Source organism: Mucilaginibacter sp. R-33 (assembly GCF_049949235.1).
Classification (GTDB): domain Bacteria; phylum Bacteroidota; class Bacteroidia; order Sphingobacteriales; family Sphingobacteriaceae; genus Mucilaginibacter.
Window position 1 is genome coordinate 1,786,883 of the sequence record NZ_CP188089.1, and the last position, 16,703, is coordinate 1,803,585.

General features: G+C 43.2%; 10 protein-coding genes. 6 read left to right on the forward strand and 4 right to left on the reverse strand.

Annotation, left to right across the window (positions count from 1 at the left end; all coding sequences use genetic code 11):
• The first annotated feature begins 55 nt into the window (after positions 1–55).
• From ACP26M_RS07550 to ACP26M_RS07565, 4 genes are all read left to right on the forward strand, one after another.
• Positions 56–1,462 (forward strand): TolC family protein, encoded by a 1,407-nt coding sequence (locus tag ACP26M_RS07550; RefSeq protein ID WP_426587609.1) that lies wholly within the window; start codon positions 56–58, stop codon positions 1,460–1,462.
• Positions 1,459–4,620 carry an efflux RND transporter permease subunit gene (locus tag ACP26M_RS07555; protein ID WP_426587611.1) on the forward strand — a complete coding sequence of 1,054 codons (3,162 nt, stop codon included), beginning with the start codon at positions 1,459–1,461 and terminating at the stop codon, positions 4,618–4,620. The genes ACP26M_RS07550 and ACP26M_RS07555 overlap by 4 nt, the downstream gene beginning before the upstream one ends.
• Positions 4,617–5,705, forward strand: coding sequence for an efflux RND transporter periplasmic adaptor subunit (locus ACP26M_RS07560; protein WP_426587613.1), 1,089 nt, complete (start codon positions 4,617–4,619; stop codon positions 5,703–5,705). Before ACP26M_RS07555 ends, ACP26M_RS07560 begins: the two co-directional genes overlap by 4 nt.
• A 237-nt stretch (positions 5,706–5,942) precedes the next feature.
• Entirely contained in the window at positions 5,943–6,929 is a 987-nt protein-coding gene (locus ACP26M_RS07565; protein WP_426587615.1) for an energy transducer TonB, read from the forward strand.
• A gap of 7 nt (positions 6,930–6,936) precedes the next feature.
• Here ACP26M_RS07565 and ACP26M_RS07570 read toward each other — a convergent pair whose 3' ends face one another.
• Positions 6,937–8,436, reverse strand: a complete 1,500-nt coding sequence (locus tag ACP26M_RS07570; RefSeq protein WP_426587617.1) for a malate:quinone oxidoreductase — start codon at positions 8,434–8,436, stop codon at positions 6,937–6,939.
• Between the two features lie 299 nt (positions 8,437–8,735).
• Here ACP26M_RS07570 and ACP26M_RS07575 point away from each other — a divergent pair, with 299 nt between their 5' ends.
• Positions 8,736–9,266 carry a hypothetical protein gene (locus ACP26M_RS07575; RefSeq protein ID WP_426587619.1) on the forward strand — a complete coding sequence of 177 codons (531 nt, stop codon included), beginning with the start codon at positions 8,736–8,738 and terminating at the stop codon, positions 9,264–9,266.
• Between the two features lie 18 nt (positions 9,267–9,284).
• Here ACP26M_RS07575 and ACP26M_RS07580 read toward each other — a convergent pair whose 3' ends face one another.
• Positions 9,285–13,589, reverse strand: coding sequence for a two-component regulator propeller domain-containing protein (locus ACP26M_RS07580; protein ID WP_426587621.1), 4,305 nt, complete (start codon positions 13,587–13,589; stop codon positions 9,285–9,287).
• A 173-nt stretch (positions 13,590–13,762) separates the two neighbouring features.
• Between ACP26M_RS07580 and ACP26M_RS07585 the strand changes: the two genes are divergently transcribed.
• Positions 13,763–13,975: a VF530 family DNA-binding protein gene (locus ACP26M_RS07585; RefSeq protein ID WP_091170888.1), complete on the forward strand. Its 213-nt coding sequence runs from the start codon at positions 13,763–13,765 to the stop codon at positions 13,973–13,975.
• 125 nt (positions 13,976–14,100) lie between these two features.
• Here the strand turns inward: ACP26M_RS07585 and ACP26M_RS07590 are convergent, their stop codons facing one another.
• Both ACP26M_RS07590 and ACP26M_RS07595 read right to left on the reverse strand, forming a co-directional pair.
• Positions 14,101–15,399 (reverse strand): DEAD/DEAH box helicase, encoded by a 1,299-nt coding sequence (locus ACP26M_RS07590; protein WP_426587623.1) that lies wholly within the window; start codon positions 15,397–15,399, stop codon positions 14,101–14,103.
• A gap of 408 nt (positions 15,400–15,807) precedes the next feature.
• The gene (locus tag ACP26M_RS07595) at positions 15,808–16,620 is read right to left on the reverse strand and encodes a tRNA pseudouridine synthase A (protein ID WP_426587625.1); all 813 of its coding nucleotides are present in this window, start codon (positions 16,618–16,620) and stop codon (positions 15,808–15,810) included.
• Positions 16,621–16,703: the final 83 nt, after the last annotated feature.

The window sequence follows — 16,703 nt, forward strand, 5'->3', positions numbered from 1 at the left end:
ATTCAAGCTTTTCCTGTAGATTGTTTATAGCGTTGCAACCATAAATTTATATATAGTGTATTCAAAAACCTATTCGAAATTTTATCAGGCTAAAACCTCAAAAATTATACTGTTGATGCTGGCCATGGGGTTGTTTTATCAGCAGCTTCATGCACAGCAATCCGGCAGCGTTTACCTTGATTCCCTGCTCAGCACGGCAGCCCGTAATTATCCGCTGATTAAAGCCAAACGTTTGCAGACCCAGGGATTGCAATATGCCGTTAAATTACAGCAAAACGGCATCATTCCTTCTATAAATGCATCTTACCAGGTAGATTACGCTACTTACAACAATATTACGGGTATGATCTACCCGCAATACATTACACCTATCAGCGGCCCGCCAAGCAAATCAAATGATTATAAAGGCACACCGGGAAGTGCTGCAGCTCTGAACCTGCAATGGGAGCCTTTTACCTTTGGGCAGCGTGGAGCAGCCGTTGAATTGGCCAGGGGAAAACTCAAAAACGGGCAAGCCGACGAAACGCTTACTGTTTTTCAGCATAAGATATTTGTGATTAATGCCTGGCTCAATTACCTGCTTACGGCCGACCTGGTTAAAGTTTATCAAAGTAATATCAGCAGGGATGCTTATCACCTGAAACAATCGCAGGCTGTTGTATCAAGCGGGTTAAGACCCGGAACGGATTCATCTACTTTTCACGCCGAACTGGCTAAAGCGCAGATACAACTCATAGCTTTTGAACGCCGAAGGGATTCATGCCTGATCGTTTTAAAAGAACTTACCGGGGGGGATTTACCTGGTGCCCCTGTAGCAGATTCTGCGATGTTTAAGAACCTGCCTGTTGTTCCACTCAATGCTGATGATATTGAACATCCCGAGGTTAGCTTGCAAAAAACCAATGTACTGACCAATGAGTTAACCCTTAAAACCTACAAAAGGAGCCTTTTGCCTAAACTAACTATCTGGAGTGTGGGTTATGGCCGCGGATCAGGCGTAGCCGCCGATGGGTCCGTTAATAATGGTGATGGGTGGCGTTTTGAGCGGTATAATTATGGTATCGGCGCACAGCTTTCTTTTCCTATCCTGGAAGTATTTCGACAGAAACCATTATTCAAACAGCAGCAACTGAATATTGCGGCCAGCCGGGAGCAGCTTAAACAAACCGAACTTCATTTGAATACCGAGCGGGAAATAGCAGATTCCGCGTTAACAAAAGCTATACAATCTGCCCGCCTGGCCCCGGAAGCATTGAAAGCTGCGCGGTACGCCTACCAGGCTATACAATCCCGCTATCAGTCGGGGCTCATCAGTTATTATGATGTGATCCAATCCCTGCAATTGCTCTACCAATCGGAAGCCTCGGTTAAGATCGCTTATTGGGGAGCCTGGAAATCTTTATTAACTAAGGCCGCTTACCAGGGCAATATAGATCTCTTTTTAAATCAATACGGAAAATGAAAATCATCCAGCTTTTATATGGTTCATTAAGAAAACCGGTAACGATCATTGTCGCGGTTATCGCCATTATTTTCTTTTCCGTAATTTCTATTCGCAATATGCCCGTGGATATTTTTCCAAAACTGGGCACCCCAACCATCTATGTAGCACAAACCTATGGCGGCCTGTCTGCCGAGCAATTGGAAGGTTATATCACTTCTTATTATGAATACCACTTTCTGTATGTTACCGGCATCAAATCGGTTGAAAGCAAGACAATACAAGGCGTAACCCTGCTAAAGCTGAACTTTCATGAGGGTACGGATATGGGCCAGGCCACCGGTGAAGTTGTGGCGATGGTGAACCGGGCAAGGGCATTTATGCCACCGGGTACTATATCTCCCTTTGTTACCCGTTTTGACGGCGGCAGTGTACCTGTAGGGCAACTGGTATTCAGCTCAACGCGCTCCCTTTCCGAAGTGCAGGACCTGGCCTTGTTTAAGGTAAGGCCCATGTTCTCAACGCTGCCGGGTGTTTCCGCTCCGCCGCCGTTTGGGGGTAACCAGAGAACCGTACTCATTAAAGCGGATCCTGATAAATTACGCAGTTACAACGTGACACCCCAGGACCTGGTAACCGCCATTGCCAAAGGGAATGTTATCACCCCCTCAGGCAATATTCGTGTGGGCGATCAAACGCTGATCACGCCGCAAAATACGGTTGTGGAAAATATCCAGGACCTGGATAATATTCCCATTAAAACTGGCAGCGGCCCGGCTGTTTTTGTACATGATGTGGCCGCGGTAGATAATGGGGCGGATATTACATCAGGTTATGCGCTCATTAACGGCAAACGCTCAGTATATATTCCTGTAACCAAAAGGGCCGATGCTTCTACCTGGGATGTGGTTCAACGGGTTAAAGCAGCATTGCCGGATATGCAGGCTGCCATACCGCCGGATATCAAAGTGAGCTACGAATTTGACCAATCGGGCTATGTCATCAATTCGATAAAAAGTTTAACTACAGAAGGGGTATTGGGCGCCGTGCTAACCGGCCTCATGGTACTGTTATTCCTGCGCGACTGGAGGGGCTCGCTCATTGTAGTGCTTACTATTCCGCTGGCCTTGTTATCAGCGGTTATTTGTTTGAAATTATTCGGGCAATCCATCAATATCATGACTTTGGGCGGCCTGGCGCTGGCCGTTGGTATTTTAGTAGATGAAGCCACTGTTACTATAGAAAATATCCATCATCACCAGGAAAAAGGCGAGCCGAAAGGCCGGGCGATACTGGAAGCTTCTAAAGAGATAGCATTACCCAAGCTGTTAATATTGCTATGTATCCTTGCGATATTTTTTCCGGCATTTTTTATGTCCGGTATTCCCAAAGCAATGTTTTTGCCTTTATCCTTAGCGGTAGGTTTGGCCATGACTGCGTCATTCCTGCTTTCACAATCCTTTGTCCCGGTTATGGCCAACTGGCTTTTTAAGGATCATTTGAGCGAAAACGCGAAAGAGGGTGAAAAGATGAGTGAATTTAAAGACCGGCATGGCAAATGGCTGAAAAAAGCCGCCACCGCATCTACATTGATTGTTACGGTATACTTGTTGGTATCTGTGGTTGCCGCGGTTTTATTGTTCAATGTTTTAGGAAAAGAATTATTTCCTAAAGTTGATGCAGGCCAATTCCAGGTCAGGGTTCGTTTAGCCGATGGCACCCGTCTTGAGCGTACTGAAACTAAAACCAAAGCATTGCTGGCCCTGATAGATAGTTTATCGGGCGGGCAAAAAATAGCCATTACTTCTGCCTTTATCGGCAACCAGGGTTCGTCATACCCTGTTAATGCCATCCACTTATGGACAAGCGGCCCCCAGGAAGCAGTTCTTAAAGTCAATTTCGTGGAGAATGCAGGCATAAATCTCGAAGATTTTAAGGAAACTTTGAGAAAAGAAGTGGCCCTGAAAATACCCGGTATGCAAATTTCCTTTGAGCCGTCGGACCTGGTAGACCAGGTGATGAGCCAGGGCACCAATACCCCTGTACAGATTAGGATATTGGGTAAAAATTTATTACAGGACAGGGATTTTGCGCAGCGGATCCTGGATCAACTACACAAATTGCCATACCTGCGGGATATTACCTATGGCGCACCTCAAAGTTACCCCGCCATGAAACTGGAGTTTGACCGGGTTAGGTTAGGACAATTAGGCTTAACGGTAGATGACGCAAGTAAATCACTGATCGCGGCCACGTCTTCCAGCAGGTTTACCCAGCCCAATTACTGGCTGGATAAAGCTAATGCCACTGCTTACCAGGTGCAAGTTCAGGTGCCGGAGTTTGTCATGAACGACCCTGGTAAGGTAGATAATATCCTATTGGGTTCAAATGGCGGCAAACAGGTGTTTATGCGTGATGTGGCCGGTTGGAAGATGGGTAGGATAGAAGGGGAGTATGACCGTTTAAATCAAAAGCGCTTTATCACGCTTACGGCCAATCTGCACGGCAAATCGTTAGGCGCGGCCATCGACGACATTGATAAGATTATTGCAGGTTTAGGGAAGTTGCCCGATGGTATGAAGATTCAGCAGCAAGGCCAGGCGGAAGTGTTTCAGCAAACATTTGATGAACTGCAAACCGGTGTCCTGCTGGCTATTGTCGTGATATTCCTGCTGCTGGCCGTTAATTTCCAATCATTTAGGATTTCGCTGATCGTGATCGGTATTATACCGGGCGTATTGACCGGATGTTTTTTACTGCTGTGGCTAACGGGTAAAACCTTAAACATTCAATCTTACATGGGTTGTATTATGGCCATTGGCGTGGCGGTTGCCAATGCTATCCTGTTTATCATCCAGGCAGAAAACTATCGTAAACTAAGAGCCGAAAATTCATTTCTGATCGGGATCAGGGACAGGACGAGGCCAATCCTGATGACAGGCCTTGCAATGATTGCAGGCATGGTCCCGATGGCATCGGGAATAGGTGAGGGCGGCGATCAGACCGCGCCTTTAGGCATAGCGGTAATAGGCGGGTTATTATTCGGGTTGCTCTTGAGCTTATTGATTTTACCACTGATCTATCATGCCTTAGCCGGCGATCGCCCGGTTAAGTTAATCTCACTTGATCCTGACGATAAGGAAAGCAAATACTTTACCATTAACGAACCAAACGCATGAAAGCATTACATATATATTTAGGATTAAGCCTGTTGATGGTACTTGGGGCTTGCGGCAGCAATGAAAGTAAGACACCGGTAGCTACAGTAGCGCAGGCAAAACAACCTGTAGAGATCGTTGAGCTTAAAGCCGGTAAGGTGAGCAATAAACTCACCCTCACCGGGGAAATTATACCAAACGACCGCGCCAATATCTATGCCCGTACAGCCGGTTATGTAAAGGATGTAAAAGTGGACATTGGCAGCAAGGTAAGTAAAGGCCAGGTGCTTTGTATCCTGGACGCGCCGGAACTAAAAGCCGGCGAGGCGCAGAGCCGCAGTAACAGCCAGGGAGCTTATTCTAAGTTCCTGTCCAGTAAAAGTGTTTATTCGCGGTTGTTAAAAGCATCCAAAACACCCGGCGCTATATCTGATAATGAACTGGATATTGCCCGCAACCAAATGAAAACAGACAGCTCCGCTTACGAAGCTTCCAAAGCTGCCAACCAGGCTAACCATGCATTAGAAGATTACCTGGTTATCCGGTCGCCATTTAACGGAGTAGTTACCGCGCGTAATATTTTTAAAGGCGATTATGTGGATAATACCGGTAAAATCCTGCTTTTTACTGTAGAGGATAACTCGTTGTTAAGGATCCAGGTACCGGTACCGGAGGCTTATAATGCCACTAAAATAGAAGATAACCAAGCCTTGTTTACCGTTTCTGCTTTGCCGGGAGTTGTATTTAAAGCCAATCTTGCGCGTAAATCGGAAGCGATCAGCTCAGAAACCCGGAGCGAAACATGGGAGTTTAGTTTCCCCAATCAAAAAAAACAGCTTAAGCCCGGGATGTTTGCCCAGATCACCTTAAACGTGGATCGACCTGATCCTGGCTTTACGGTACCATACAAGGCTGTTGTAACCACGCAGGAACGCAAGTTTGTAGTGAAACTCGTGGACGGCAGAGCGAAATGGGTAGATGTAAAAACAGGGTTTACAGACAAAGAAAAAGTAGAAATTACCGGTGACCTGAAAGATGGCGATAAAGTAGTTAAACAAGCCAATGAGGAGATGAAAGAGGGTGCGACTCTTCCTGTTAAGCAATAGTTGATCAATGTATCACACAGAGGTTTTAAATTATTCCCATGGTTTCAATCGAAATATTGACAGATACACGGGCAACAGTGCTATCAGGGTACAGGTGAGCTTTTCTATAGATCATTTGCCGTAATATGCAATGACGATCCGCAAGCCTTTGCCTTCGTCATGTCAAAAAACGATTTTGAAATTCAAATTTCATTGCTATCTTAACCTGATTTTTTGATAAGATTTGTACCTGAACCCATGCGTAAAGTAGTTCCCTTATTACTAATAGCGATTGTCCTTTGTACCGAACGTGTAAGCGCACAACGCGACACTGTAATGGCTTACATGAAGAATTTTGTTGCTGCCCCCTGGCTGGCACCATCAGCGAAAATAACCAATAGTAAAGATAGCGCTGATTTTATCCGAATGGTAACCACACCGGATTCCAGTACCGATAACCAACTTTTCCCCGTAAATGATTATTATTTAAATGGGAAACCCAAACTTCAAGGTGTTTCGAATACAGGTTTAATAGAGGCGCAATTACAAGGTGCCTGTATTGAATATTTTCCTAATGGTAAAAGGAAGCGTATTTGCAATTATGAAAAAGGCAGGCTTTCCGGCGATGTAACCGAATACTATCCCAACGGCAAAATTTATTTATCCGGAATTTACAAAAAGGATACATTAATCGTTGCCCAGTGCGCTGACTCAACAGGACGCGTATTAGCCGAAAACGGCAACGGTACTATAATTCTTTATTCTGATGATTTTAAAAACACAATCGGTACTGGTCCTATAAAAGACGGTTTAAAAGACGATGCCTGGAATGGAACCTTAAACGATACTTTACGCTATGAGGCGACTTATAAAAGCGGCAACCTGATTGCAGGGAACAGCTATGCGAAAAGCGGTAATAAATATTCTTTTAATAAGGAATATACTGCCCCTGAATTTATGGGAGGGCTAAACAAATTCGGAAGCTACCTTGCGAAAAGTATAGTATACCCGCTTGAAGCACGTAATCATAATATACAGGGGCGGGCAATCTTAACTTTTACCGTTGATCGGCAGGGCATCTTACACGATATTCGCTCCATACAAGGGAACCTAATCCTGGCTCAAGAAGCTTTACGGGTGATGCGTTTATCCCCGCCCTGGAAACCCGCCACCAGTTATGGCATTACTGTCGATGTAATTTATTCTGTACCAATAAGTTTTTCACTGGCTTATGAACAACACTAAGTTAATTTTAAACCAATCCCAACACTTTGCTCGTCCTTGCCCTGGTCTCATCGCTCAAAGCCTCGTTACTGGCCAATGAAACACCGTATGAAGGGATCATTTGCCTGAATTTTTGCTGCCAGGTCTCTGTTTTGACGTGGTTTTTAAAACAACGTTCGATAAGCTGGATCATAATAGGTACCGAAGTCGAAGCGCCCGGCGAGGCGCCTAACAAGGCCGAGATACTCCCATCAGCAGAGGTAACCACCTCTGTGCCAAATTCCAGCACACCAGTATGTTTGGCGTCCTTTTTAATAACCTGTACACGCTGACCGGCTATATCCAGGTCCCAATCTTCGGCTTTGGCCGTTGGCATGTAATCCTTAAGTGCGTTAAGCCTGTCGGCAGGCGATTGCATAACCTGAGAGATGAGATACTTGGTTAAAGGCCAGTTATCGCGCCCCACAGCAAGTAAGGGAAGTATATTGTTTAACTTAATAGAACCAAAAAGATCAAGCAATGATCCTTTTTTCAGGAAGCGGGTTGAAAAACCTGCATATGGGCCAAAAAGTAAAGCTCGTTTACCGTCAATCATCCGGGTATCCAGGTGAGGAACCGACATTGGCGGCGAACCAACCGATGCCTTACCATAAACTTTGGCTTCATGTTGTTTTACCACATCGGGGTTGTTACACACCAGCCACTGGCCGCTTACCGGGAAGCCGCCAAAGCCTTTACTTTCCGGGATCCCTGATTTTTGCAGCAAGGGCAAGGCACCACCACCGGCACCAACAAAAACAAATTTAGCATTCAATTTTCTTTTATTGCCTGTGTTCTTGTCTTTCACAGTAATTTTCCAGGTACCGTCGGCATTGCGTTTAATATCCCTTACATCATGATTAAGACTTATGTTTACGCCTCCTTTTTGTTTAAGCTCATCTATAAGCGCACTGGTAAGGCTGCCAAAGTTTACGTCGGTGCCGATATCCATAAACGTTGCCGATACTTTTTCATCAGGGTCGCGTCCTTCCATCACCAGCGGGATCCATTTCTTTATTTGAGCCTTATCCTCCGAGTATTCCATCCCTTTAAAAAAGTGATGTTTGGTAAGGGCCTGCTGACGTTTTTTTAGATATTCAACGTTTTCTTCGCCCCAAACAAAGCTCATGTGCGGCACTTTACGGATAAAACGTTGCGGGTTATTTAAAAGGCCCTGTTCAATAAGATAAGCCCAAAACTCTTTACTGGTTTCAAACTGCTCGGCAATTTTAATAGCTTTTTTTATTTCAACGCTACCGTCGGGAAGCTGGGGGGTGTAATTTAATTCACAAAATGCCGAGTGGCCGGTACCTGCATTGTTCATCGGGGCCGAGCTTTCGGCAGCGATAACATCCAGGCGTTCAAAAATTTCAATCGTCAGATCGGGCTGCAGCTCTTTAAGCATTACACCAAGGGTGGCGCTCATAATACCTGCGCCAATTAAAACCACGTCAACTGTTAAATTTGAACCTGTACCGCTATTAGTCATTTTATTATGATATCCTGCATGCCGCAGTGTTATTTATAACAAGGTAAACCCCGTTTTTTTAAAATTGTTATGATGGTTTAAGTCCTGCCGCTAATTAACCGGCCCGGCAAAATAAATCAGGCAATTTTAAGAAATTTTTATAGAAAAACTGTCCTTTACCTGTCCATTAAATGCAATAAAATCTATGTTTAAATTGTTTAAACTCAATTTATAGATTAATGCCGCATTTGGTATATCAAAACACTATAACACAAAACGGCTAAAATGATGTATATAAGTTAAGAGCTAATTTATAAACCATGATTCTGTTTAAACCATGTATTTGTTTTTGTGCCTTGGCGATGACCATATTTGCCTGCAAACAAAACAAACCGAAGCCTGCATCAAATGATATTTCAAAAACAACAGTTACCGTTGCAGGTAAAAAAGATAGCGTGATCAATAATCCGCGCAAAAAATATGGAGAGGCAACGGTGGGCGATCCGTGCGTAAAATGTTTGCTTGCAGTTATTCAGGATAGTAAAAGTTACAAAGAAAGTACTAATGGTATTTCGCCGCAAAGTATAAATTATACCATTAACTGGGTAAAAGCGTCGGCCCCGGCATTAACACCAGACACCAGTAACCAAACCAACGGTATAAGAGTTGACGTAAAGAAAGATGAAGACGGTGAAGACGCGCGCTTATGCTCATATATTTATAACAATATCAGCGGCACCATGTACGTACTCAATAACCAAAATAAATATCAGCATGAAGTGTCAAGCATAACACCGGCAATTCTTAAAAAAATCCGCCACAGTTGTTATTGGGGCGTGGCATCACAATAAGTAGTTTGCTTTCAACAGTTAAACATACTTGCCCCTTACATTCTTCATCATTTTGTAGGCGCCCTTTAAAACATTGATCAGTGCATCGGTTTTCATGGGCTTGGCAATATAATCGTCCATGCCCTCACTTATACACATATCCCGGTCGTCGGGGCCGGCATTAGCGGTCATAGCAATGATAAAAGGCTGCTTAAAAGCATATTGACGAATATGGCGGGTTGCCTCAAAACCATCCATTTCAGGCATTTGTACATCCATGAAAATTACGTCGAAGATTGGATTAGCCTTTAATTTATCGAGCGTTTGATGCCCGTTATGGGCCAGTTCAAAACTATAGCCCAGCTTTTCCAACATGCGGCTAATGAGCTTTTGATTAACCGTGTTATCTTCAGCTACAAGTATGCTAAGGGGGTGATCTTTCGCAAAATTTACATCGAGCAGTCTATCCGGCTTTGCTTCAGGAGCCGGCACCGGTTTTTTCCCCTGGAACTCGGCCTGTAGGCTTTTACCTAATTGCGATTGTTTTACTGGTTTGGTTAAAATGGTTGAAAATAAGCCCGGATATTTTTTCTTTGAACCATCGCCTATAGAACTAAGCATAATTACCGGCAATTCTCCATAATTGCTCTTGATTTCCCGGGCCAATCCTACGCCATCCATCTCAGGCATTTCCATATCGGTTATAACCAGGTTAAATCCATTATTGGCAGTAAGGATGTCAAGCGCCTGCCTGCCCGAGGCCGCCGCCACCGTTTGGATTCCCCATTGTTCGAGCTGCGTTTGCAGGATAAACCGGTTTGTTTTATTATCATCAATTATAAGTACCTTTTTGCCCTCCAGCTCTTCGGCATTAAAAACAATAGGCACATGTTTCGACTGTTTGTTGCTGATAGTGGCTTTTATGGTGAATACAAAAACAGAGCCCTCCCCATAAACACTTTCAGCCCATATTTCGCCCCCCATTAAGTTTACCAGGCGCTGGCTGATCACAAGGCCAAGCCCGGTGCCTCCATATTTGCGCGTGGTAGATGAATCAACCTGCGAAAAAGCATTAAACAAGGTTGTCAATTTATCCTCCGGAATCCCTATACCGGTATCCATCACACTAAAACCAATCTCAATTTCCTTATCGCCAATATTTTTGGATAAAAATACTTTAATAAATACTTCGCCGCGTTCGGTAAACTTAAGTGCATTGCCGGTTAAATTAGTGAGCACCTGTTTCAATCTCAAGCTATCGCCAATTACCTGCTGTGGTAGGGCGGGGTCAATCTGGTAAACCAGCTCCAGTTCGCGTTTGGCTGCATTTTGCGAAAAGATATCCATTACCTCTTCAATACACTGGCGCAGGTCAAAATCTTCCTGCTCCATTTCCATCTTTCCTGATTCGATTTTGGAGAAATCAAGGATATCATTGATCACATTTACCAAACTATCACCGCAGGAAATAATGGTATCCGTATAATCACGTTGCTCGGCATTCAGTTCAGTTTCGCCCAGGAGCGAGGCCATGCCAATAACGCCGTTCATGGGCGTCCTGATCTCATGGCTCATGGTAGCTAAAAATATGCTTTTGGCCTGGTTAGCTTTATCAGCTTCTTCCCGGGCCTCACGTTCCTGTTCTTTTTGCAGTTGCAGCTCTTCCGATTGGGAAAGCAGTTCTTCGTTCAAAGCCTGTAACTCTTCTGACTGATTTTGGAGTTCGGCATTTAAGGTCTGCAGGTTTTCGGACTGTGTTTTCAACTCTTCCGATTGTTGCAGTACCTCGGCGGTACGTTCGCTGACCTGCTTTTCAAGCAGGTTCTTTTGTTTCACTATAGCATTTACTTTATAGCGATAAAATGCATAAATGGCCGTAACAATCAGCACAATCAGCAAACTGATAAACCACCAGGTAAGCCAGAAAGGCGGAAGCACAGTAACTTTCAGGCTTACCTGCCGGATAGACCATTTTCCATCGGCGCTGCGGCTTTTCACCCTGAATACATAATTTCCGGCCGGCAGATTGGTATAAGTGGCCGTGTTTTTATTGCCTACATAATTCCAGGTTTTATCAAAGCCTTCGAGTAAATAAGCATAGGTTCCCTTATTGCTTAGGGCAAAGTCCATAGATACATATTCAAACGATATAACCGATTGATCATGCGTTAAGGTTATTGATTTTGTTTCAGAAATATCTTCTTTCAGGGGCGAAGGATCATCGCTGTTTTGAGCTACGCGGATAGATTTGTTATAAATCTGAAAATCGGTAAGTACCAGCGGAGGGTTATATATATTTTCACGGATATTTTCAGGATTAAACATATTAAACCCGTTAACCCCGCCAAAGTACATGGTGCCATCATGACTTTTTACAGCCGAGTGAGGTTTAAACTCGTCGGCCTGTAAACCATCCTCAATGGTGAAATTTCTGAATTGGTTAGTTTTAGGATTGTATTTGGAAATGCCTTTATTAGTACTGATCCATAAATTACCGCTGTTATCTTCTTCAACCGCGTACGCATAATCATTGGGAAGGCCATCCTTTGCTTTAAAGTTTGTAACCTTACCTGTAGCAGGATTTAAGCGATAGATACCGCCGTAAGTGCAGATCCAGATATTACCCAGGTGATCTTCAAAAAGGTCGAGCGCTGTATTGTTGCCTACCGCGCTGTTCAGTTTTTCGTATTGTACCGGTTTAAATGAATCAGTTGCAGCATCATACAGGTTTACGCCTCCATCATTCGTGCCCACCCAAAGGTTACCTTTCGAATCGCCAAGCAGCGAATTGATATTATCGCTGCTTATGCTTTTGGGGTTATTGGCTTTATGGCGGTAATGAATAAATTTATTGGTTTTAGGGTCAAATAAATCAAGCCCTGTCCCAAGCGTGCCAAACCATAGTTTTCCATCAAGTGTTTTGGTTATGGCATAAATGTTATTGCCGCTTATACTTGTACTGTCGTCCGGGTTGTGTTTAAATGTCCTGAACCTGCGGGTTTGCGGGTTCATCATGCTTACCCCATCGCCCCAGGTGCCAATCCACAGGTTATTTTTCGCATCTTCCTGTATAGTCAAAACATAGTTGCCGCAAATACTGGCATTGTCGTTTTTGTTGTTTTTATAAACCTTAAACTCGCCCTTCTCCGGGTTGAAAAGATTGAGGCCGCCGCCATCTGTGCCTTGCCATATGTTGTTATTTTTGTCTTCGTAAATGCTTAATACAAAGTTATTTGATAAACTATTTGGCTGGGCGCCGTGCTTGTAGTGTATAAAGTTTTCGCTTGTTTTTTTATAAAAGTTAAGGCCTGATGCAAATGCAGCGATCCATATATTCCCACTCTTATCTTTTAGGATTACGTCTACCGAGTTATTAGCAACGCTGCTGTTATCCACATCATCCTCAAAGTGGTTGTTAAATTTTCCTTCGGCATAATTAAAAATACTTAACCCGCCGTTTTCGGTACCTATCCACAAGTTATGATTACTGTCTTCGACCATGCATTGTACCGTGTTGTACGAAAGGGAATTATTATTGTACGGATCATTCTTATAATGAGTAAAAGTTTGGGTTGCCGGATTAAACAAATTAAGGCCCCCATCACTCACGCCAACCCATAAACGATGATCGCTATCCTCCAAAATAGCATTGACCTTGTTGGCTGATAGAGAAGAAGAGATGCTTTCATCATGAACAAAGCGGGTAAAATCACCGCTTTGAGGCTTATAAAGATTTAGTCCCCCGTAGGTTGTACCCACCCATACCTTATTTTGACTGTCTACATAAACCGTGCGGACATTGTTATCGCTTAAACTGGTTGCATCGGCTGCATTATAGCGGTAATGTGTAAACTTTTTTTTAGCAATATTAAACTGATCAAGACCTTCTTTTTGATTCGAGATCCACAGGTTGCCGCTTTTATCAAGCGCTATCTTAACTAAAATATCGCTCGCAATTGAATTGGTATTGTTTCGATTATGGCGATAATGGATAAAACGATCAAGTTTACGGTCGTACATGTTTAAACCGCCACCGCTGGTCGAGATCCACAGGTTTCCGTTTTTGTCCTCAAGTACATCCTGAACAAAGCTGTTGCTGATACTGTTAGTATCGTTGACGATGTTTTTAAAAACTTTGAATTTGTTACCGTCATAACGGTTAAGACCGTCGCGCGTGCCCACCCATATAAAGCCGCGGCTATCCTGCATAATACAATTGATGTTTAACTCAGAAAGCCCCTCGCGGCTGCCGATATGCTGAAAATGAATGGGGCGGTTTTGTGAAAACACGCATAACGAAATAGCTTGCAACAATAAAACAAGATAACACTTATAGCTATTCATTAAAATATTTTTGGGCAAATTGAAGAAGTGGTTTAACCGTGCATGATTGGCTGCATTAAATTTAATAAAATTTACCGTTTATTAAATATCAGCTAATATCATTTACTATTTAAACGGCAGGGCAACAAATTTTGTTATACCATTTTAACAAAACAAACATTTACTTTTGCCATATGCAGCAACAGCCCAATAACCCCTTACATGGCAAAACCCTTGAGATGATCCTAAATGAACTGGTAGCTCACTTTGGCTGGAAAGAGTTGGGGACACGGATCCGGATCAATTGTTTTAACGATGATCCAAGTATAAAATCAAGCCTCAAATTTTTGAGAAAAACCGATTGGGCAAGAAAAAAGGTAGAAGAGTTGTATTTGGAGATAGTGTGATATCACAGCAAAATGTCATGTTGGAACTTGTTTCAACACCTCTTTTGCTAAGCAACCTTGCCGAGCAAATTGGCCACCTGGCTTATTGGGTGCCGAAACAAGTTTTGAATGACATTGGGATATAACTACCCGTGCTTTTTCTTTTTATTCATTTTAGCCTTGGTACTGGCACTTAAATTATAAGTTTTTGCATTTGATGCTTTTTTTTCGTGGAAAGCTTCACCAACACCTGCAGGTTTAACATCTTCTTTAGCATCCGCTTTTTTAGGCTTCGACTCGGTTACTATCACCAGGTCATCCGGCAGCTCGGCTACTGGGATTTTATTCCCTATCATCTGCTCAATCTTTTTCACCTGGCTTAACTCAATATCAGTAGCAAATGTCATTGCCAGCGTTTCTTCCTTATCGTCAGGATTAGGATTTGCCACACGGCTAATAAACAGTTCATTATCTGCCGGCAAATCAAAATGGATCAGGAAGGGGATACCGCTTAGGTTAAGGTTTTCGTCATTTTCGTTAGTCACGATCAGGATCCTTGCACCTGCTTCGGCTTTAAACTCTTCAATGGTCTTGAACCCCTTTGAGTCGAAAAACTTAGGGTTTAAGTATGCTACACCGGTACGTAAACGGCTTTTAAGACTTTGAAAAAGCTTCTCGGCAGTTGTTTGGGTGTTTACAAATACAATGGTTTTAGTAAACAGTTCTTCATCGTACATGAATAAATTGAGCAGGTTTAGCTTGGTGCCAAAGTTTGGTACGTTATATAAAAGCTGCTCATGGGTTTCAATAGCCGTTTCGCCCAGTTCATCAACCTCAATTGTAGCCGGTTGCCTCATGAACGGATCAAGCATTTTTTCGAGTTTGGCGTGCATCACCTCGGTAAACACCAGGTGCTGGCCTTTGTCAATACTGTTCGCCAGTTCAACAACCGGTAATTGCAAACCTTTTTTTACGATCTGGTCGGCATCATCTATAACCATCAAATCAACTTTGTTTAAATTTAAGGCCAGTTTAAGATAGATGGCCCTTGCCCTGTCAGGAGTAGCTACAACAATGTCGGCACCGTCGGCAAGCTCATCCATCTGGCTTTCAAAGCCAGGGGTGACGTACAGGCCAACTATGCGGATAGATTTATTTTTGTTAAGCCTGTCAAACTGTTCTATAACAGCAACCACTTGTTCCTTTTCCGGTACAAGCACCAATACACGCGGAACACCTTCGGGGGCATAGTTAAAGCGGTTTAATATACCTAATACATAAGTGGTGGTTTTTCCGCTGCCCTCAGGACCAATGGCAATAATATCCTGCCCGCCAATTATGCGGTTGATTGTTTTAAGCTGAAGCTCTTTAGGGTTTGCAAAACCGGCTTCATTTACCGAACGCAATAATTGTTTGTTAAGCTTCAATTTATCAGACCACGCCATCAGGATACTTATTAAAATTTAAAATGAGGGTGCAAAAGTACCAAATTAACGCGTCATATTTTTAAAAATCAGCAGATACGGCGGGGAACTGCGTCTAAATATTTAGCGGCGACGACTTGTTATAAGATCGCTAACAAAATAAGGTTATGATGTTGGTGAGCAATCAGCATCAAATGATACTTGTTTTATGGCCTGATCGCGGTTAATGTTCCTGGTTTTATGTGTACCTGCTTTTGCCGATAATAGCCACAAACATTCGGACATGTTTAAGTGCTCAAAAACATCAGTTTAGTGTAACCCTTGCTTCGGCTTAAGTGTCTTAATGTTAGTTATTTAAACGCGTTTTATTTAAAAAGTGTTAACCCTGTTAACCCCTCATTTACATGCGTTTGCCATGACAAATAAATGTTATAGGGGGTACCAGTCTGTACTGTTGAGCAGTGAAAATGCCGACCGCGGTTCAAGATCAAGGTAACGATACGTTACTTTTGAAAGATACAAGCCCTGGGGGTGTGCCGGAATAATGATTTTAGGTGTTTGTTGGTTGGCAATATAAAACTCAAATTCATCTGTGCTCATCTGTCCTTTGCCAATTTCAAGCAGGCGACCAACGGTGATCCTGATCATCTTATATAAAAAACGGTTGGCGGTAATGTTAAATCTGAGTTTGCTTCCATTGCCGTCGATATAAAGCCCTGCAGATTTTACGTGACAAATAGTGTGCTCAATCCTGTCGGGCGTTTTGCATAAGGCGCGGAAGTCGGTGTAATGAGGCAGGATGGAAACAGCCTTTTTCATTGCATCCAAATCAAGATCCTGATCCGGATAAAGTGAACTGAAGTTACTAAGAAATGGGTCTTTATAATTATGGATGAAATAATCATAGGTACGGATTACGCCATCAAAACGGGCATGCGGATCGCCCTGCATCGGGATAATATCAAATACAGCAATATCATCCGGTAGCAGTTTGTTAAGGCGAAATAGCAGGTCGAAATCTAAATTATCAGGAATATCTGAGTGAAAAAAATACTGACTTGCATGCACCTTGGCATCGGTACGGCCGCAACCATTAATGGCAACAGATTGTTTCAGGATTTTGGAAAGGGCCGTTTCAATCACCTCCTGCACCGTAATTGCTTTTGAAAGTTTTTGCCAGCCCGAATACCTGGCGCCATGATAACCTATATGAAAAAAGTGCCGCCTTGTTGATTTAAGCATAGTTTTCAAAAATGCAGATTATTTTAAAAATCGTGTATAAAACAAAAGCCCAATGTAATTAAACACCGGGCTTAATGTATATA